The organism is Pseudoalteromonas sp. Angola-7 (assembly GCF_028599255.1).
Taxonomy (GTDB): domain Bacteria; phylum Pseudomonadota; class Gammaproteobacteria; order Enterobacterales; family Alteromonadaceae; genus Pseudoalteromonas; species Pseudoalteromonas atlantica.
The window spans coordinates 79,574-99,992 of sequence record NZ_JAQREL010000014.1 but is presented as its reverse complement, the minus strand read 5'-3'; the positions used below and the strand labels follow the sequence as shown (position 1 = coordinate 99,992).

General features: G+C 39.3%; 16 protein-coding genes. 9 read left to right on the top strand and 7 right to left on the bottom strand.

Features of this window, described 5'->3' with window-relative positions; genetic code table 11:
- Window positions 1–206: 206 nt before the first annotated feature.
- Entirely contained in the window at window positions 207–1,589 is a 1,383-nt protein-coding gene (locus tag PSH50_RS16765) for a Na+/H+ antiporter NhaC family protein (RefSeq protein WP_273609856.1), read from the top strand.
- 118 nt (window positions 1,590–1,707) lie between these two features.
- Here the strand turns inward: PSH50_RS16765 and PSH50_RS16760 are convergent, their stop codons facing one another.
- Complete coding sequence (locus PSH50_RS16760; RefSeq protein WP_273609855.1) at window positions 1,708–4,599, bottom strand: insulinase family protein; 2,892 nt, start codon at window positions 4,597–4,599, stop codon at window positions 1,708–1,710.
- A 168-nt stretch (window positions 4,600–4,767) separates the two neighbouring features.
- Between PSH50_RS16760 and PSH50_RS16755 the strand changes: the two genes are divergently transcribed.
- Window positions 4,768–5,187, top strand: a complete 420-nt coding sequence (locus PSH50_RS16755) for an MAPEG family protein (RefSeq protein ID WP_264389826.1) — start codon at window positions 4,768–4,770, stop codon at window positions 5,185–5,187.
- Between the two features lie 48 nt (window positions 5,188–5,235).
- Here PSH50_RS16755 and PSH50_RS16750 read toward each other — a convergent pair whose 3' ends face one another.
- A complete protein-coding gene (locus tag PSH50_RS16750; protein ID WP_273609854.1) occupies window positions 5,236–5,994 on the bottom strand; it encodes a peptidylprolyl isomerase in 759 nt (252 codons plus the stop codon).
- Window positions 5,995–6,290: 296 nt separating this feature from the next.
- On the opposite strand from PSH50_RS16750, the gene ushA reads away from it, so the two are divergent.
- Entirely contained in the window at window positions 6,291–7,913 is a 1,623-nt protein-coding gene (gene ushA, locus PSH50_RS16745; RefSeq protein ID WP_273609853.1) for a bifunctional UDP-sugar hydrolase/5'-nucleotidase UshA, read from the top strand.
- Between the two features lie 41 nt (window positions 7,914–7,954).
- Here the strand turns inward: ushA and PSH50_RS16740 are convergent, their stop codons facing one another.
- Window positions 7,955–8,899 carry a hypothetical protein gene (locus PSH50_RS16740; protein ID WP_273609852.1) on the bottom strand — a complete coding sequence of 315 codons (945 nt, stop codon included), beginning with the start codon at window positions 8,897–8,899 and terminating at the stop codon, window positions 7,955–7,957.
- Window positions 8,892–9,773 carry a hypothetical protein gene (locus PSH50_RS16735; protein WP_273607992.1) on the bottom strand — a complete coding sequence of 294 codons (882 nt, stop codon included), beginning with the start codon at window positions 9,771–9,773 and terminating at the stop codon, window positions 8,892–8,894. The genes PSH50_RS16740 and PSH50_RS16735 overlap by 8 nt, the downstream gene beginning before the upstream one ends.
- A 233-nt stretch (window positions 9,774–10,006) precedes the next feature.
- On the opposite strand from PSH50_RS16735, the gene PSH50_RS16730 reads away from it, so the two are divergent.
- Both PSH50_RS16730 and PSH50_RS16725 read left to right on the top strand, forming a co-directional pair.
- The gene (locus PSH50_RS16730) at window positions 10,007–10,852 is read left to right on the top strand and encodes a S1/P1 nuclease (RefSeq protein ID WP_273609851.1); all 846 of its coding nucleotides are present in this window, start codon (window positions 10,007–10,009) and stop codon (window positions 10,850–10,852) included.
- A 329-nt stretch (window positions 10,853–11,181) separates the two neighbouring features.
- Window positions 11,182–14,322 (top strand): TonB-dependent receptor, encoded by a 3,141-nt coding sequence (locus PSH50_RS16725; RefSeq protein WP_029772091.1) that lies wholly within the window; start codon window positions 11,182–11,184, stop codon window positions 14,320–14,322.
- A 213-nt stretch (window positions 14,323–14,535) separates the two neighbouring features.
- Here the strand turns inward: PSH50_RS16725 and PSH50_RS16720 are convergent, their stop codons facing one another.
- Complete coding sequence (locus PSH50_RS16720) at window positions 14,536–14,961, bottom strand: MarR family winged helix-turn-helix transcriptional regulator (RefSeq protein WP_029772092.1); 426 nt, start codon at window positions 14,959–14,961, stop codon at window positions 14,536–14,538.
- Between the two features lie 415 nt (window positions 14,962–15,376).
- Here PSH50_RS16720 and hmgA point away from each other — a divergent pair, with 415 nt between their 5' ends.
- Window positions 15,377–16,675, top strand: coding sequence for a homogentisate 1,2-dioxygenase (gene hmgA / locus PSH50_RS16715; protein WP_138611306.1), 1,299 nt, complete (start codon window positions 15,377–15,379; stop codon window positions 16,673–16,675).
- A gap of 5 nt (window positions 16,676–16,680) precedes the next feature.
- Window positions 16,681–17,310 (top strand): maleylacetoacetate isomerase, encoded by a 630-nt coding sequence (maiA, locus tag PSH50_RS16710; protein ID WP_273609850.1) that lies wholly within the window; start codon window positions 16,681–16,683, stop codon window positions 17,308–17,310.
- Here the strand turns inward: maiA and PSH50_RS16705 are convergent.
- Window positions 17,307–17,540, bottom strand: coding sequence for a TIGR02647 family protein (locus PSH50_RS16705; RefSeq protein WP_004588741.1), 234 nt, complete (start codon window positions 17,538–17,540; stop codon window positions 17,307–17,309). The two genes, maiA and PSH50_RS16705, sit on opposite strands and share 4 nt — an antisense overlap.
- Before the next feature lie 117 nt (window positions 17,541–17,657).
- Here PSH50_RS16705 and PSH50_RS16700 point away from each other — a divergent pair, with 117 nt between their 5' ends.
- Window positions 17,658–17,960 (top strand): DUF1496 domain-containing protein, encoded by a 303-nt coding sequence (locus PSH50_RS16700; RefSeq protein ID WP_273609849.1) that lies wholly within the window; start codon window positions 17,658–17,660, stop codon window positions 17,958–17,960.
- A 54-nt stretch (window positions 17,961–18,014) separates the two neighbouring features.
- Entirely contained in the window at window positions 18,015–18,323 is a 309-nt protein-coding gene (locus PSH50_RS16695) for a VF530 family DNA-binding protein (RefSeq protein WP_004588743.1), read from the top strand.
- Between the two features lie 38 nt (window positions 18,324–18,361).
- On the opposite strand, the gene PSH50_RS16690 is transcribed toward PSH50_RS16695, so the two are convergent.
- On the bottom strand, window positions 18,362–19,981 hold the full coding sequence (locus tag PSH50_RS16690) for a diacylglycerol kinase family protein (RefSeq protein ID WP_273609848.1): 1,620 nt from the start codon (window positions 19,979–19,981) through the stop codon (window positions 18,362–18,364).
- Window positions 19,982–20,419 lie beyond the last annotated feature (438 nt).

The window sequence follows — 20,419 nt, the reverse complement described above, 5'->3', positions numbered from 1 at the left end:
TTTTACAGGCACAACAATAGTGGCATGCTTCTCTTGCACCGTCTAGCGCCAAAGCCAACGCGTTTCCCTTTCGCTATTAATTTAACATAACAGCAAAGCACCCTACGCGGCAAAAGCAGTGACTTGGCACGTAATAACTATTACCTGCTTTGTTTTTGTTAAGCAATTTATTATTTAAATATGCTTTTAATTTTGTTAATCTTTAAATGCTTGAACCTTCTGCATTAAGTTTACTGCCACCAGCGGTGGTTGTGGTATTGGCTGTTGTTTTACGCCGCCCTATTTTATCTTTACTTATTGGCGCTTTAGTTGGCTTAGTAATAGCCGACCCAGCTCAGGTGCTTGCTAACTTTGCCAGCACGTCACTTAAAGTAATGACCGACGAAACCATAGGTTGGTTAATACTCGTGTGTGGAGGCTTTGGCGCTTTAATCGCTTTATTAGTGCGCACTGGCGGTGCGTCGGCGTTTGGCAAATTAGCGCTAAAATACACTAAAGGTAAACGCTCTTCTTTGTTTATGACCTTTTGTTTAGGTGTGGTTATTTTTATTGATGACTATTTAAATGCGCTTACCGTTGGTGAAACGATGAAACGCATTACCGATAAATTTAAAGTTAGCCGAGAAATGCTTGCCTACGTTGTAGATTCAACAGCGGCACCTATTTGCGTACTTGTCCCTTTATCGACTTGGGCGGTATTTTTTGGCGGCTTGTTAGTCGATAACGGCATTGCCGAGGAAGGCAAAGGCATTGCGGTTTATATTCAAGCCATTCCTTATATGTTTTACGCCTGGTTTGCAGTATTGGTGGTTTTGTTAGTGGTACTGGGTGTAATACCTGCTATTGGGCCTATGAAAAAAGCCGAAAGGTTAGCACAAGTTGAGCAGGCCACTGTAGACCCTGCGCAATTTAGTGATATTCAAACAGCCGATGAATACGCTGTAAAAGCAGTAGAAGAAAGCTTTGAAGATGCCGACCCTAAAGGAAAATTGCACAACTTTTTACTGCCTATAATTTTACTAGTAGCCTTTACAGTTTACTTTGAAATAGATGTATATAAAGGCTTATTGGCAACTATGGCGGTAACGCTTCCTTTTTATGCACTACAAAAATTAATGAGCTTTAGCGAAATGATAGAGCGCATGCTTGATGGCTTTAAAAGCATGATACCGGCTATTGGTACTGTAATAGCCGCATTTATATTTAAAGATGTGTGCGACTTAATTGGCTTAGCGCAGTTTGTGATCGGTAGTTTGAGCCCGTACATGACTGCCCAATACTTACCGGCGGTGGTATTTATTGCTATGGCAGTGTTAGCGTTTGCTACAGGCTCTAGTTGGGGTATTTTTGCTGTGTCGATCCCAATAGTTATGCCACTGGCAACTGCCGTTGATGCAAATATTCCATTGGTTATTGGCGCGTTGTTATCGGCCTCATCATTTGGTAGCCAAGCCTGTTTTTACTCAGACTCTACCGTACTTGCAGCACAAGGCTCTGGCTGTAATTTAATGAGCCATGCAGTAACGCAACTGCCTTATACATTAATTGCCGCGGCACTTGCCGTTGTCGGCTTTATTGTTATGGCATAAATTAAGTTAATTTAAATAAAAAACCCCAATGTAGTACTACACTGGGGTGTTTTACCAATCCACAATAATACTTAATAAAGCGGATTGGTATTCTTTTAGCTGTATAAATATATATAGCTTATTTTTGTAATTTAATACCATTGTAATAGGTTTCAAGCGATTGAATTTTGGTTTGATTTGGTAAATCAGCAAAGTCGCTTTCTACAAACTTAGTACCACGTAACTGCACATTTAAACGTGCGGCTTGTGGGTTTAACATAGTTTGTTTGTAGTACTGCTTAATATCTTCAAGCGTTACTTTTTCAACTTCATCAATTAGCTTTTGCTTAGAGTCAAAGTTAAAGTTTTCACGATACCAATCGGTAATAAGTGGCCCCATTTCATCGCTTAGGTTTTTAGGTTGCTCTTTTAGTGATACAAGCGTGGCGTTTTTAAGTTGAGCAAAAGTATCTAAGCTCATATTATCAAGCTCTACAGCGTACTCTTTTTTGAATTGATCAAAACGTGCCTGTATTTCTTTTGGTCCTTTAACAGGTGTTTGAATAAACAAGCCAATTGCCGAGTAATCCTCTATTGGGCGAGCCAGCGCGCCTACGGCGTATGCAAGTTGCTCTTCGGTACGCATTTTATCAAATGCAATGGTTCTAAAGTGGCTTTGTAACACCGCAGCTTGCGCTTTTTGTTTATACCCTGGCACTGGGTGAACGGTCATATCAACTACTGCCACATCGGCCACATCAATATCTTTTTGCAAGACTCGCGTTTCGCCTGGCTGTGGTAACCATGCTTTACTACGCGCAAACTCACTCGGTGTATGATTGCTTGGTAAAGTGGCACTTAACTCAGTGGCTATCGATTCTATATCTTGTTGGTTGTAATTACCGTAGCTAAATACACGTAAATCGTTGGTGGAAAATGTGGCTGTTTTTAGCTTGTTTAAATCGGCAACGCTTAACGATTCTGCCGCTTTTATCAGTGCCTCTGTATCAAAGCTGCCTGTGCGGATAAGTTTTGAGTAGGCGCCAAATGCTTGTGCATACGGAAATTGCTTTTGCTGATTTAACAAGCCACGTTTGTAGCGATCAATTGCTTGGGTAAATGCTTGTGCCGTTACATCGGCTTTTAACCCGCTTAGCGCTTGTTTTAAAAGTACATCTTGCTTATCGGTAAAGCCACTCATTGATAAAACTAAACCATTACTTGGCGTAAGGTTTACACTCATGCCGGCAATGGCGGCTTCGGTGCTTAGTTGGCTTTGTTGAATGTTATATAAGTCGGCCCATACTGAGTAAAGTACTTCAGCATTAATATCATTTAAGCCTGGCTGAGTATTAATATATACCTCAACCAACCCCTTTGGCTGGGCAGCAAATTTTTGGCTTGCTTGGCGCCATACTTTTACGCCGTTTTTATCGTAAGCCAGTTCAGGGTGTTTTTGCTCTTTAAACTCAGCTGTTTTAATCGCGAAGCTTTCAGGTAGTAAGTTATTTACACTTGGTAAAGCAAGCTTAAACTCGCTTGATGTTTTCCAACTGGCAATTTCGGCATCGCTAATATCTTCTATGCGGTATTTACCATCATAAAAATGCAGTTGCGAGTCGGTTTCTTCTTGTTGCGAAATATACCAAACGCGCAGCGTATCGGCATTTAATTGTTTAAGTACCTCGTTTATCGCCTCTGCGTCAAATTTGGCATAATAGTAAGGCGCATCAATGGCATGATTTAATGGGTAATCTTGCATGCTACCAGTTAGCGAGCTGACATAGCTAAACTCATCGCCTTTTTCTAAAAACTTAAATTGATTGCTAAGTGATGTACGAATTTCATTAAAGTACTTAGCATCTACACCTTCTTTTTTAATCAGTTCAATGTATTGCATAATAGTTGCGACAATTGTTTCGCGGTTTTTCATGCCTTCATCGGTTAATTCTAGCGAAATAGTAAGCGCGCCGTAATTGCCATACTGACTAGGAGAAGGAGACGCTGTTAATTGCGATACCCAGCCTTTGTCGCGTAATAATTGTGCCGGGCTACCTGGCATTTCATTACTTAATAAATAACTGACATAACGGTTAGGTTTAACCGCAAAGTCGCTGCTGTTGTTATTAATAGTAAACTCAAGTTGCAGCTGTTTTACGTCTTCATTAGGTGAGTAATATACTTTTTTGCCACCGGCTTTATCAAAATCAAGCTCTGCAGTAACGGTTGGCTTTTCAATGTGTTTATTTTTGATATCGGCAAAATAAGTTTTTGCTTTTTGTTCCATTTGCTCTATTGGCAAGTTTGAAATAAGCGCTACTTTCATGATGTTAGATGAATAGTATTTATTGTAAAAGTCGACCGTTTCTTTGTGTAATTGGCTGCCTTCTTTGTCTCCTAGCGTTTCTAGGTTACCAATTAAAAAGCGATTTGCCGGGTGATCACCCATCATTTTACGGGCAAGTTTAAACTGGCCAAAAAAGTCCATTTCGCGGCGCATTGACCACTCGGCATTTACAGCGTTTTTTTCTTTATCTGCATATTCAGGGTACAGCTTAGGGGCTTTAAAAAAATCAGCAAAACGGTCTAGCGCTTCATCAAAGGCATCGTTATTAATTTTAAACATGTAGTTGGTAATATCGAGCCAGGTATACGCATTATTTACCCCGCCATTTTTGGTCATAAAGTCAGAGTAGCCTTTTGTATCGGGGTAGCGCTCTGTGCCTAAAAAAAGCATATGCTCTAAGTAATGTGCCATACCTTGCTGCATCATAGGGTCGTGTAGTAAGCCTACCCCTACACTTAGCGATGCTGCTGATTTTTCAGCGCTTGGATCAGAGACTAAAATTACTTCTATTTCGTTTTCGAGGGTAAGGGTTTTATATTCGCGCGTATCATTTGGGCTTACAACTAATGTGTCTGAGAGTAAGGAGCTTTGCGAAGAACTAGCAACCGATGAGGTAGATGATGTATTAGTACAGCCACTTAAAACTGCTAAAGCGATGACGCTAAAACCAAGAATTTTTTTCATTTTGTTTTTCCATTAAAATTGCGCTTAGGATGCGCTCAAAACAACGTAATAGAGCTAAATTAACACTAACAATTAAGGGTTTACCACAAAATAATACTAATTTATGTAACACATTGTGAAAAACACCTGCATACTTAAAGTCAGTAAAATAATAACGAAGGAAATAGGATGGAAAAAATAATAATACTCGCCATGTTTGCACAAGTAACGTTATCGCTCGTTGTAATGTTAATTATGGGCAAGCGACGCTTTGCTGCTGCAAAAAACAAACAATTACAGTTGAGCGATTTTAAAACCATGCGCCTTGATAACGCAGGCGATACCGTACGCGTAGCAGATAGAAACTTTACCAATCAGTTTGAAATACCAGTGCTTTTTTATATCGGTTGTATTGTTGCATTGCAACTTAACAGCGCTAGCTACTTAATTACTGCGCTTGCGTGCTTATTTGTTATTTCGCGTATTGTGCATACGGTTGTTCATATTGGCAGTAATAATGTAAGACTGCGCTTTAATGTTTTTTTACTAGGCTGCGCCAGTGTGTTTGCTTTATGGCTCGCGATTGTTTGGCGTATTTTAGCATTTTAGTAAAAGCGGCTTAATTAGCCGCTTTTTTATTGACTGTTTAACACTTAATTAGTATTTAGCGCGTTTTAAGCGTTTACCCACACCAAGCAGTGCAATTAAGCAAAAACCAACACCCATACTCCCACCCGAACTGCTTGTTGAGCCAGCCTCTGCTGATGAATCGTCCTGGCTTATTAATGTATTGGCTGTTGGGTTTAAGTTGGCAGATGAAAGCGGGTCGTCATCTAATACCACCACACTATTAATAGCTACAAAGTTAGCGCTGCTCAGAGCGACATCGCTACTTGAGCATTGTTCACTGGTTATATCAACCAATGGGATATCGCCGCAGTGTACCAATCCAGCAATATTATCGAGCGTAGCTTGGCTTTGCGCTGTAATTTGCCCAAATACTGTAAAACCGCCATTTTGGGTATCAAGCGCTTCGCTATTATCAACCATATTAAAAAACCACTGGCTCGTTGCGCTGTTTTCATCGTTGGCTAATTTAGCCATCGCAATTGTGCCCTTCACATTAGATAAAACAGGCTCATTAACAACAGCAGGCTTGGTGGTTATTGGCACTAATTCGTCGGTAAATATAAAGCCACCGCCTTGTATTACAAAGTCGCTGACTGAGCGGTGTATTACGGTTTGGTTGTATGCGTCATCTTCAATATAACTTAAAAAGTTAGCAACCGTATTGGGGGCTTGTTGATCAAACAAGTTAAGCTCTATCACCCCGTGCGAAGTTTGCATTTCAACAATAGTGGCTTGGCTAGTAAAGCACGAAAACGCAAGTAGTGAGCCAATCAGGCACTTTTTCATTATGAGTCCTTTTTGTTATTGTTATTTAAATTAAGTGTTAATACTAATCCACACTATACGTCAAGGAAAAGCATTTAGAAGGCACAACTACAATTAACACCCTTTTAGTTACACTTCATTACATATTCTTTTAAATAACACTCGCTGTATTCGCTTTGTCTAAAAGCATTTAATAATTTAATATTACTTTTAAATCTCGAATATAAAAAAGTATAAAATAAGTACGTTATTTATCGCTAAATTAGTTTAAACTAACCGCCTAATAAATTAAGCACACCATAATAAATGGGTATTTCATGCGTATAATTATTTTATTTTCAGTTATTTTATCTGTTATAGGTTGTACAAACTCACCTTTAAACACCTCCTCTGCCCCACAGTATATTACTGTATTACATACTAACGATAATCACGGGCGCTTTTGGCATAACGAAAAAGGTGAATATGGTATGGCAGCGCGTAAAACGTTAATTGACGCTTTACGTAACAAAGCTCAACAACAAGGCCATGCAGTACTGCTGCTTTCTGGCGGTGATATTAACACCGGTATACCTGAGTCAGACTTACAACACGCAGAGCCTGATTTTAAGGGAATGTCGTTACTCGGTTACGATGCTATGGCCATTGGTAACCATGAATTTGATAATCCACTGAGCGTTTTAACTAAGCAGCAACAATGGGCTACCTTTCCCTTACTGTCTGCAAATATTTTTGACAAAGCAACTGGGGAAAGCGCATTTCAAGGCTATAAAATTTTTGAAAAGGGGGGCTTAAAAATTGCGGTTATAGGACTTACCACTACAGACACCGCTAAAATAGCTAACCCACAATATATTGGCCATTTAGAATTTAAAGACCCCGTTGATGTGACGGCAGCTCTCGCTAAAAAAATTAATGAGCAATACAACCCCGATATCACTATTGCACTTACTCACATGGGCCATTATGTAGATGCAAACTTTGGGATTAATGCCCCGGGCGATGTCACACTTGCCCGCTCTTTACCCGCTAATACCTTAGATATGATTATTGGTGGTCACTCCCAAGAGCCGGTTTGTATGGCAGCTAAAAATAAAAATGACGATAACTTTAAACCCGGTCTTGCGTGTAAGCCCGATCAGCAAAACGGCACATGGATTATGCAAGCACATGAGTGGGGTAAGTATGTGGGTAAGGCAGAGTTTAAGCTAGAAAACGAAAAGCTCACCCTACTAGATTATAAATTGCTGCCAGTTAATTTATATGTTGATGAAATTCAAGCCGATGGGTCTAGTAAACAAGTATTAGCCAACGAATACATTAAACCCGATCCGACCCTAGAAGCTTTTTTAGCAAGTTACCAAGCAAAAGGCGCAAAACAAATTGCAGGTAAAATTGGCAGTGTTGATGCGCGTTTAGAGGGCGATAGAAACAAGGTACGTTACCAACAAACTAATTTAGCGCGTGTGATTATACAGGCACAAATGAATGTGGTTGGCGCCGACTTTGGCCTAATTAGTGGTGGCGGAATAAGAAGCTCTATTGAAGCTGGCGATATTAGCTATAAAGATATTTTAAAAGTACACCCGTTTAAAAATCGCATTACTTACATGGACTGGCAAGGGCGTGATTTATGGAACTACTTAGAAACAGTGACCAGCTTCCCTGTTGATGCAGGTGCCTATTTGCAATATCACAAATTAGCGTTTACCCGTAAAAATGGCAAATTAGTCAGTGTACTCATTGATGGTAAGCCACTTGATGAAAATAAAACTTACCGTATGAGTTTAAATAGCTATAACGCATCAGGTGGTGACGGTTACCCTGCTATTAATAAACTCAAAGGGTTTGTGAGCACAGATGAAACCGATGCCCAGGCACTTAAAACCTTTGTATCGCAAAATAGTCCTCTTAAAGCTGCGCAGTTTGCACCTAAATAACAAAACGTTATTAAAAGATAATGTTTAAGGAAAGTAGCTGACTACTTTCCTTTTATTTCTATGTTTCCCTTTGCAATATTTATTAAACCGTAACTGTGTAAACGTGAGCGAGAGCCCTCGCCATATGCTTTAGGCGGATAATAAATGTCTTTCATATCAGGGTGTTCGTTTAAGACTTCGTCTAGGGCTGCACGAATCTCACTGAGTGTTTTTTCTAAGCTGCTATTAAAATTTGGCCGCTTGCGTATAGTATGCCCAAGCTCAATCAACCTATAAAAGTACTTATTAGCAAGCTCTATAAGCTCATCTGGCACGTATTTATTTTGATTTAGCACAACATCTTTATTACCACGACAAAACTCTATTAATGCTAAATAAAAGCATAACGGTTTGTTAGCTAAACACACTGTAGCCTCAGGCATATAACTATTACTGAGTGTTTTAGTGTTTAAATCAATGATCAATGCCAGCTCTTTTGGTTTTCCTAAGTCGGTACCAGCATTCAGTGATGGGCCTTTTGCATCTACAGGCATACCTATAATAGACTTCAGCCATTTGCTAAATAAAATACTCAAAACCAAAAATAACAAACAAATTAAAAACCTGTTTTCTGACCAAAACTGTGCGTTTTTCTCAAACACTAAAGAGACATGGGTAGTGCTCGACTTGAGTGTTCTTACAAACTGGTTTGGCTTTAAAGTTAAAGGCTTAGCAGATTTTGGCACAATTTTAACTAAGCGAAGGTTATTGTCTAAATAGCCGTTGAGCTTTAATAAGTAGTCTTGCACTGCATGTTGGTTACCCGAGTGCTTTAAAAGCTCATTAGAGAGCGCAATTAACGGTAAATCGAGTGCAACTTGTTTTTCGGTTTCAATAACCTGGCGTTTAATAGCGTCACTCTGCTCATTAATTACAGACACATAAAACACTAAACAGTTAATAATAAAAACAGCGCAGCCAAAAAAAACATATTTATACTTATCCATTTTTAACGATCTCATCTTTAGCTGTTACCTGCTCTGAACTGCAATCCCAGTACGATTGCGCCTCTTTGTAATAACTCAGTGTTTGCTCCTTTGACATATCAAGAATATGACGCTGTACAGCACATAAAAGGTCTGTATTGTTTTGCTGCATTTTTAGATACCAGCGCGAACCTGAAATTTTATTACTTAAAGGGGTTATATAATTTTTTGAAAAACGAGCAGCATCACTTTCTTTCCAAAAAGACGCAATAATATCGACCTGCCCATTAGCTAATAAGTCACGAAGCTCGCTGTGCGAACTGGCGTAAGTAATATCTAGATTGGCTAAGTTGATATTTAAATCTTTAAACATTTTCTTTGGAAGTATATGGCCAGAGCGGCTTGTAGGGTAATCTAATAAGCCTATACGCTTATCTAAAAAGTATTGTTTTGTTAAACGTGGCTTCTCTTTTGAGGAGATAAAAAATGCGGTGTAATCAGAAAAGCCCACCACAGATTGATAGTTATAAGTTAGCTCTGCATTAAAGGCATCCATTATATTATTTTTTGCAAGTACGAGGTCTGCAATCCCTTTGCCGACAAAATCGAAGCTTTCCGTTGTACTGTCACCCCAGTAACCTTTAACTGAACCGTATTGTTTCGTTACCACGGTATCAAGGCATAGAGACTCTGTAAGCTTCTCTGCCACGCTTTGCGATGGCGTAAATACAATAAGCTGATTTTTGTTTTCACTGGCTGTTGTATAACATTGTGTTGACGTTTTTATTAGTTCTGGGAAATTTATTTCATCACTTTTAACGCTCACCTTTCCAACAGACCATGCAGCAACCATAACCAGAAACAAAAGTGTAACAAACGACAGTTTATGTAACATGACCTTTCCAAACCCCATCAATAAGATGTACCTAACAACACTAAGGCTTTATTTGAACAATATTATTTACTTATTACAACAAGTAATTTTACCCATCAAAGGTAAGTCATTGATTTAATGCGATTATGAATAAGAAATAATGAATGCTCTTGACTCCTTTCTATATTTAGCAAAAACAATCACAATGTTTACACCAGCTAATAGGTGAATAAAAATAAATGCAGGAAACATTGATGCGCATTAAAATTGCTACTCTCGTAGCAACAACGTTAATAATTGGTGCTGTTTTTACAACTTCTAAAGCGTATGCGTGGGGTCAAAATGGTCATCGAATTGTTGGGCATATTGCTGAGCAACATTTGAGTGATGAAACAGTGCATAACCTGTTGCCACTATTAGAAGGACAATCCATAGCTCAAATTGCTACTTGGGCAGATGAAATGCGATCTAGTCCTGAACTATTTTGGCGTAAAAAATCTTCACGCTGGCACTACATAAACCTTCCTAAAAATAAAACACTTTCTCTAAATCACGCACATACACACAGCAAAGACGATGTAACAAATATTCTAGAAGGTATTTACTTCTCTATTAATACACTTCAGTCATCTACCTCTTCCCTTAATGAAAAACAGTTTGCTTTAAAGTTTTTAGTTCACTTGGTTGGCGACAGCCATCAACCATTTCATGCTGGGCGAAGTGAAGATAGAGGCGGCAATTTAATTAAAGTTGATTTTTTTGACAACGAAACCAATTTGCATAGCCTTTGGGACACTGGATTAATAGAAAATGAAAACTTAGCTTACACTGAATACGCTAAGTTTATAGATACCGACGATGCAGCATTAATTAAAACATACTTAAACAGCAGCCCTACTACTTGGCTGATGGAATCTCACAAACTGGCCGAAGATATTTATACCTCAACCAGTGATGAAGTGAGCTATAGTTATGTTTTCAAATACAATCCGCTTGTTAAGCAGCGTTTGCAAAAAGCAGGCGTTAGGCTTGCGGGTGTATTGAACTATTTATTCGATTCGTCAGATGACAATAAAAAATTAAAAATAACGACAAAATAACAATCAACCTATAAATAAAAAACCTACACACGGGAATTAATTTATGTTTATACACTCTCTGGAGTATAGCTAAAATAATACAGCTAAAAATGTATTAATTACAAAATGTAAATAATTAATTGTAAAAGGAATTATAAAGTTTGCATTTCATAATACTGTCACATAACGGCGGTAACATAACAATAAGTAATTAATCCAAATTTAGTTAAGTATACAAGTATAAATTGTGCAATTAATTTTGCATATTACAAGAGTATAAATTCAACAACACTGCTGACTTTATACTACTTAAAATAACAATTTAATTATAACTTTCACGGGAAATGAAAATGAAGACTAAACTTCAAAAAACAGCACTCTCACTTGCTATCGCTGCGTGCGTAAGTGTAAGTGGCGCTGCATTCGCCAACGAAACAACCTCTGCGATTAAGGGTCAAATTACCGGTCCAAACGGTAACCCAGCTCCAGGTACCAAAATAACAATTTTACACGTACCGTCTGGCTCAGTTAAAACAACAGAAGCAAACGATGCAGGTTACTTTACTGCTAAAGGCCTTCGTGTTGGTGGTCCTTACAAGGTAATCGTTGATTCTGATGTTTATGCTGATCAAGAATTTAATAACATTATCCTAAACATTGGTAACGATTACCCAGTAAATGCTGCACTTGAGCCACAATCAAGCATGGAGCAAATTGTAGTAACGGGTGCACCTATCAGCTCTATGTCTGGTGGTACTGGCCCAGCGTCTACATTTACTTTAACTGATCTTGAAAACACACCTGCTATTAATCGTGATTTAAAAGATATTATTCGTATTGACCCGCGTATCACAATTGACGATAGCCGTGGTTCAATCAACTGTGGTGGTGGTAACCCTCGTTACAACAGCTTAACGCTAGATGGCGTTCGTATGAACGATAACTTTGGTTTAAGCTCTAACGGTTACCCTACTATTCGTGCCCCTTTCTCATTTGATTCAATTGAGCAGGTTTCAGCTGAGCTAGCACCATTTGACGTACAGTACGGTGGTTTTACCTCGTGTAACATTAATGCGGTAACAAAATCTGGTGGTAATGAAGTTCACGGTGGCATCTTCTATGATTACACAAGCGATTCATTAAAAGGCGATAAAATTGAAGGCGAAGACGTTGATAACGGTAACTACACCGAAAAACGTTACGGCTTTAACGTTGGCTTACCGTTAATCGAAGATAAACTGTTTTTATTCACTTCATACGAAAAGCTTGAAGGTGTGCAACAGTTTAACTACGACGGTTTAAGCAGCGGCAGTGTAACTGCAGATGATATTGCTCGTATTACAAACATTGCTCAAACTGTATATGGCTATGACGTAGGCGGTATGCCTTCAAGTATGCCTGTTGAAGATGAAAAAATCTTAGTTAAATTAGATTGGAACATCAACGAAGATCACCGTGCAAACTTAATCTACAACTACAACGACGGTAATACGGTTTCACAGTCAGACACTGGTTCTAGCCGTGTTTCACTATCAAACCACTTTTACGACCAAAGTGCAGAATTTACTTCAATTATCGCGTCTGTGTATTCAGATTGGTCAGATGATTTTTCAACTGAAGTTCGTATTGGTAAATCAGAATTAGACGCAACGGTACAATCGCTTGATGCTGCAAGCAGCTTTGGTGAAATGCAAATAAGCACAGGTAACGGTGGTACAGTTTACATTGGTCCAGATGATTCTCGTCAATCAAATGATTTAGATTACGATACCACTACATTTAAAGTAGCGGGTACTTACTACCTTGACCAACATACCATTACAGCTGGCTATGAGTTTGAAGAGTTAGACGTATTTAACTTATTCGTACAACAAACTGAAGGCGAGTACCGTTTTTATAACGAAAGAGATTCAGACGTAACGGGTATTGATTTATTTGAGCAAGGTATCGCAAACGCTGTTTACTACAACAATGCTGCCGGTACTAATGATCCTAACGATGCGGCTGCAAGTTTCTCATACGCTCAGCATACGTTTTATGTTCAAGACGAATATGCATTTACAGACTTAGATGCAAACATCACATTTGGTTTACGCTACGATAAATACACAAGTGATGACGTACCAAACTTTAACCAAAACTATACTGACCGCTATGGTTTTAGTAACCAAAGCACGTTTGATGGTATTGATTTACTTCAACCACGTGTTGGCTTCCAGTGGTATGCAACAGACGAGTTAGAAGTTCGTGCTGGTGTTGGCTTATTCTCTGGTGGTAACCCAAATGTTTGGTTATCTAACTCTTACTCTAACGATGGTATTACAAACATCGGTACATTCCGCAGCTCGGTTGATTTATTCAACACGCCAAACGTAAATGGTGGCGCGCCTGGTTTTGAAGTACCACAAGAGATGTTTGATGAAGTTGCTAACACTGTAATTGGCTCAGGTGATGCTACAGTAAATGCAGTTGACCCAGACTTTGAAATTCCTTCAGAGTGGAAATACTCAATCGGTGCAACATACACAACTGAAAACGAGTATGTTATTTCACTTGATTACTTATACTCTAAGAAGAAAGATGCTGCCTTAATGCGCGACATCGCACTTCAGGATTCGGGCGAAACTACATTTGATGGTCGTCCTATTTACGAGTCAATCGAAGGCCGTGATGGTGAATACCTTCTTACAAATGTAAGTGGTGATAGCGGTGATTCATCGGTTATTTCATTAGCTGTAAGCAAAATGTTTGACAATGGCGTAAGCGTTAACTTTGGTTACGCATACACAGATTCAGACGATGTTAACCCAATGACAAGCTCTGTTGCTGGCTCAAACTACGGTAACATTGCTCTAACGGATCCTGGTAACCCTGGTGTTGCATCATCAGATTACGAAATCCCACATCGTTTTACTATGACGCTTGGCTACTCTCATGAATTTGTAGATGGTTTTGCTACTCGCTTTAACCTATACGGTGAAGCATACAAAGGCTTACCATACAGCTACACATTTGACGGAAGTGATGACGCATGGGGCGATGCTAACTGGAATGGTGACCGTCAGTTACTTTACGTACCACTTGAAAACGATCCTAACGTTGTTTACGACATGAGCGCTGATGAAATTAACGCGTTTAACGACTTTATCGCATCTAACGGTTTAGAGCGTGGTGAAATCACTGGCCGTAATGCTGAAAACTCAGATTGGTTTGTTAAATTTAACTTTAAAGTTACTCAAGAATTACCAGGCTTTATGGATGGCCATAAAGGTGAAGCATTCTTCGTAATTGATAACTTAACTAACCTGTTAAACGATGATTGGGGCGTACTTAAAAAAGGTCCTTTCGTTGGCGCTAGCATGATTTCAACATCAATTGATGAGCAAGGCCGTTACGTATACTCAGGCTTTAATGAAAACAACGCAAATACATCAGTACAATCTGATGCGTCATTATGGCAAATGCGTGTAGGTGTTCGTTACACTTTCTAATCGCATTAGCGTAAAACACTACTAATTAAAGCCCATCTTTTGATGGGCTTTTTTTTACCAACCAGCTTAATTAAATTATCTATTTTAATGATGGATATATGTGTTGAGAGCTAGGCAAAAAATTTCTATTTAGTTTTCTAAATGAAAATTTTATAACGCAGATAGCGACACATTTAGCCCCTCAAAATGATTAAGTATTATTGCGGATTGGTTTTATAAGGCCTCTTTAAGCTCTTTTAGTAAATTTAGCAATTGGACTTGTTGCTGCTTACTAAATTTTTCAGCTAATTGTGCTTCCCAGTTTTGTGCATCACGTGCTATGAGCTTGTAAATTGCATTGCCCGGCTCATTTAACATAACCTGCGTTACTCGCTTATCTTGCTGATTTAGTTGTGCTTCTACATACCCTCTTTGCAGCAATGATTTTATAGCTCGCGAAACCGTTGACTTATCCATATTGGCCTGTGTACATAAATCTTTTGCATTGCTTTTGCCATATTGTGCTAAGTTTGCCAACACCCGCCATTGAGGGATGGTTAAGTTGTATTTTTGCTGATAAACACGCGCAAAATCATCGCTTATAAGATTTGCCATTTGGTTTAACTGATAGGGCAAAAACTGCTCTAGATCTATTTCCATTATTACTTTCTCATCGCATTTACACACTGTGAAAACTGTGCATTTTTATTTACAGGCTAAAACATGCGCCCATTTGAAATTACTCTCACTTGAGAGTACTTTAAACTAATTAGGGCCTGTTGACCTTTCAGGATTGAAATTTGTTCAATCTAGGGGCCATTTAATCGCGGCGCGAGGTTTGTAACCTAGTGGGCTAAGTAAAAACCGAGCAACAAAGAGTAAATGGCCCCTAGGCAGAACCCTTCGGGCAGCGCCTGTTTGGCTTTTATGCTACGTTATCGCCTATTTATGGGGAACAACCACACTGCATAGGCTCTGCCTTGCCTAATTCCCAAACAGACTGCTGCAAATTCAACCTCGAAAGATAAACAGGCCCTAGAAAGATAAAACAATGTCACTCTCACAGGATCTAAATATGGCCAGCGAAATAAACTACATGAGCGGTTTTGGCAATGAGTTTGAAACCGAAGCGCTACCCGGTGCACTGCCTGTTGGGCAATTTACCCCACAAAAGGTGAAGTACAATTTATACACCGAGCAATTTAGCAGCACGGCCTTTACGGCACCGCGAGCCGCTAATCGTCGCACGTGGCTGTACCGCCTTCGTCCATCGGTGGTACAAGGTGAATACACCGCTATAGATAACGCACTAATAAGAACAGCGCCTATAACTGAAGCAATTACGCCCCCTACAATGATGCGCTGGAGCCCTATTGATATTCCTTCAAAGCCCACTGATTTTATTGATGGCTTAATTACAATGGCTGCAAATGGCAGTGCCAATGGGCAAACCGGTATGGGTATTCATGTTTATGTTGCTAACAGTTCTATGAAAGGGCGTTATTTTTGTAATGCCGATGGTGAGCTATTGTTTGTGCCTCAGCATGGCGAACTGTTATTACACACTGAATGTGGAAAGCTCACAGTAAAGCCGGGGGAAATTGCCGTCATTCCTCGCGGGATTAAATTTTCGGTTGATTTAATTGATGAAACCGCACGTGGCTACATTTGTGAAAACTATGGTCATGCATTTGAACTTGCCGAGCGCGGCCCCGTCGGTGCAAATGGCTACGCCAACGACAGAGACTTTAAATACCCTGTTGCTGCATTTGAAGATAAAGAAGGTAGCTTTGAATTAGTCACTAAATTTAACGGTCATTTATTTAGTTGCCCTATCACACACTCGCCTTTTGATGTAGTTGCTTGGACCGGTAACAGCGCACCGTACAAATACGACTTAGCGCGTTTTAATGTTATTAATACCGTGAGTTTTGACCACCCAGATCCTTCTATATTTACTGTACTTACCTCCCCTTCAGCCACTGAAGGCATGGCAAATGTAGATTTTGTAATTTTTCCACCGCGCTGGATGGTAGCTGAAAATACATTTAGACCTCCTTACTATCATCGCAATATTATGAGTGAGTTTATGGGCTTAATAGAAGGGGTTTACGATGCAAAAGAGCACGGGTTTGTACCAGGAGGCGCTAGTTTGCATAATTGTATGTCGCCACATGGGCCTGAAGCCGAGGTGTTCGAAAAAGCATCTAACGCTGAGCTTGCACCGCAAAAATACGAGAACACGTTGGCCTTTATGTTTGAGTCTCGTTACATAATATCGCCCACTAAATATGCCCTTGAAGGAAAAGAGCGCCAAACTCATTACACTCAGTGCTGGCGTAGTATCACAAAACATTTTACAGGCGAGGAATAATAACAATGAAACTATACAGCTACTTTCGCTCATCTGCCGCATACCGTGTACGCATAGCACTTAATTTAAAAGGTATTGAGCATGATATGCAATTCGTTAATTTACTTAAATCTGAACAGCTAGCGCAGCCTTACTTAGATAAAAATGTGCAAGGTTTACTTCCTGCTCTTGAAACGAACGAAGGCGTATTAGCGCAATCACTCGCTATTTTAGAGTGGTTAGATGAAAGCTATCCGCAAACGCCGTTAATTTATGGCACTGCATGGCAAAAAGCGCAAATTCGTAATATTAGCTATGCAGTGGCATGTGATATTCACCCAGTAAATAATTTACGAGTGCTCAAGTATTTAAGCAACGAATTGGGTGTAGACGAGCAAGCTAAAGCCGCATGGTATAGGCATTGGGTAGAGCTTGGGTTTGAAAAAATTGAAATGATGCTAAGTGAAAACAATGAGTTTTGCGTAGGCAATACACCCACTCTCGCTGATATATGTTTAGTGCCACAGGTATTTAATGCATTGCGTTTTAATGTAGATATGGCTGCGTATCCAAAAATTGCAGCCATTTATGCACGTTGTAATGCATTGCCCGCTTTTAGTGACGCCGCGCCGCAAAATCAGCGCGATGCAGTTTAACTTTTTAACGCGCAGTGAATAACACTCACGTGCTCTATTAAATCAAGGCCCAGTTCGGTTAAATAGCCGCCATCTGGGCTGTCTATCACGCCTTTATCAAACAACCTTTGTGCCGCGCTTAATAAATTTGGTTCAGCATCCGAATGTAACTTAATCCCTTGCATTTTGCTCTCACGTGGAAATTTAGCTAATAACGTAAATTCATCTATCATTGTTTGATTAAATTGCATGTGTTCACCTTTTTATAATTGTGTGTTTAAGTCAGTGTTGTTTAACGCTATTACTTACCCTAGCATGTTTTTTAATCGTGTGTACTATTTTTAAACTATCAAAATTCGAGGTCGCTCATGCGCCATATTATGGTTTTATTTATTTTTTTAATTGCGTTCACTTTGGCCCCTAGCAGTTATGCAAAAACAGTCAAAACGCATTCTCTTATTGACGCTAATGAGATTATTAATAAGGGTGATATTTGTTGGTACGACAACAAACGTTATAGTGAAGGCGCGCTGGTGCAAGTACATTCTTTTACCTTAGTGTGCGCTGCTAATAACCCGCAGCATAATAACAGTGAGCTAATTTGGCTAAAATTAGATAAAAAAGGCAATATTGTTTATCCCACAAAGCCTAAAACCATTACGGTCAATTAGCGCTAAAAGAGGATTTACGCTACAATGCGCACAGTTTAAATAAGTAGTATGGCTATGGATAATCAACCAAAAAATCCTCTTCATGGGGTAACGTTAGAACAAATTTTAGTAGAGCTTGAGCAGCGCTTAGGGTTTAAAGCCATGGGCGAGCAAGTAAACATTAAATGTTTTACCGACTCACCGAGTATTAAATCAAGCTTAAAATTTTTGCGTAAAACCCCTTGGGCTCGCGATAAAGTTGAAGCTCTCTACTTACATACGTTAAGTAACAAACCGCTGCGTAAACCCAAAAGCGCTCAGCGCCCTAAGCCTGCCAGCCAAAGCGATAGCAGTGGTTTTGTTTGGCCAAGCATTAAAAAGTAACACACAAAAATGCACGTCAAATACGTGCATTTTGTATTTTATAGCTCCTTACTAATTACTTTTAACGAGGCGGGGTCAACTGTAATAGTAAGCGTATCCGCTGTTTTAATTTCACCATCCAGTACATACTTAATTTCTTCGTCTGCGGTTATCGTTACTTTTTTAGCGTTGGTATGATGCGAGCTAATTGCTAAATGCGTTTGTGTAATACTACTAAACATAAGTTCAGCAATGCTTAACACGCGAGTGGTGTTTTCATCACTAGGTAGCAGCCAATTAATGTCTAATAGGCCATCTTCGTGATCGGGCTGACCACCTCCTTGAGCTAGTAACGTAGTAAATGGCGCAGCATTAGCCACAATAAAGCTATTTGTATTTACCTCCTGCGTTTGATTATCATCAAGGGTGACATAAAGGGTTTGCGCTTTTTGCTCACTAAATGCCTGAAAAAAACCACTTAAATAGGCAAGCTGACCCGATTCGTTTTTTGAGTCTCTATCTGCTTTTTCTACCATTGATTGCTCATAACCAATCCCAGCTAACAACAGCATAAGCTCGTCATTACAATAGGCCGTATCAATTGTTTGGGTTTGCCCATCAATAATAAGATCGCAGGCCTGCTCAACAGGAATGATTTTAGAGCTAATACCCATGAGCACATGCGCTAAGGCATTCGCTGTGCCCATTGGGATAATTCCCAGCTTGCATTGAGTGTTTACCAACACACTTGCTACTTCTGTCACGGTTCCATCGCCGCCACAGGCAATTATTATATCTGGCTTATCGTTAATGGCTTGTTTAGCAAGCTCAATACCGTCTATTTCTTTGGTGGTGGTTAATACTTCTAAATCATAATACGCCGACAACCTAGCCACTATTAAATGCTCTTTGTCTTGCCACATTTTGGTACCCGACACAGGGTTTGCAATAATAACGGCTTTGTTTTTAATAACTAGCTCGCCCTTTTTATGTCGCTTTGCTAAATGACGAAGCTGATGCTTATTAAGATTTGCGGTTTCGCGGGTTTCTTTTATTTGCGCGAGCACTTGGTGAACATCGGCGTTTTTATCTTGACTCAGTAAATACGCTGCCATAACAAATACCGAACGCCCTCTGCCCAGTGCACAGTGAACTACCACGCGGCGGTCTTCTTTAATATGATGATGTATCCAGTTAATGGCTTGGTTTAATTGCGAATGGGTAGGCACACTATGATCAAGCACCGGAATATTTAAATAGCTAATATTTTCTTGTGTAGAGCTCCATTCTAAGCCATCAAACTCACACGTTACATCTAATATTGCCGTTATGCCGTTTTCTTTTAACGTATCAATGTCAGAGGGGAACAATCGGCATGCTAAAAATAAATGGTCGTTAATTTTTTGAATGGGAGGGACTTTATCGTGCTTGCGAGAATACGCATTGTAAATTTGAGCACCCAGTAAAAAAGGCACAAATGCCCAGCGGATATAAAATGGGATGACACCATTTTCACGCTTTCTAAAAATTTTCGCCAAATTAAAAATGTAAGCACCACTGACAAGAATTAACGACAATGCACTCCAGTAAAATACCACTGCAAAATATACCGAGTTAACCTCCCACCCTATAAATATAAAAATTAACGCTAAAATTAAATAACTCGTTGCAGCCCACATATTTTCTCCTTTATTTTTACTGTTTTGGCACATTTTTTTACAGCTGTGTATAAGTGTAGTAGCAATTTGCACGCCAACAAAAGTTGTTTTTTAGGAACAAAAACAACACTAAGTAACTGATATAAAATAAATAAAAGTAGCTAGCTTTAGCTGTATTCGCATATTAGGCGCTTTTTACACAGTAATCGGTCATTTTTTCTCACTACTCAAAGGTAACTGTTTATATTTAAAACTTGTTTCAATGTGTACAGCAGCTAATATAAATGTCAGCTTAAAAGTTTTTGCATCCAATCACTCTTTTCACACGTTTATTGAGAGTGTGTTTATCTTTATTTGTTAAATTTATAACAGCCTGTTTAATCTCTATTTCAAAGCGATTAGGTTGTGCTTAAATAAAACAATTGTTAATTCACTAAGCTCAACACACCTCGGTAATAA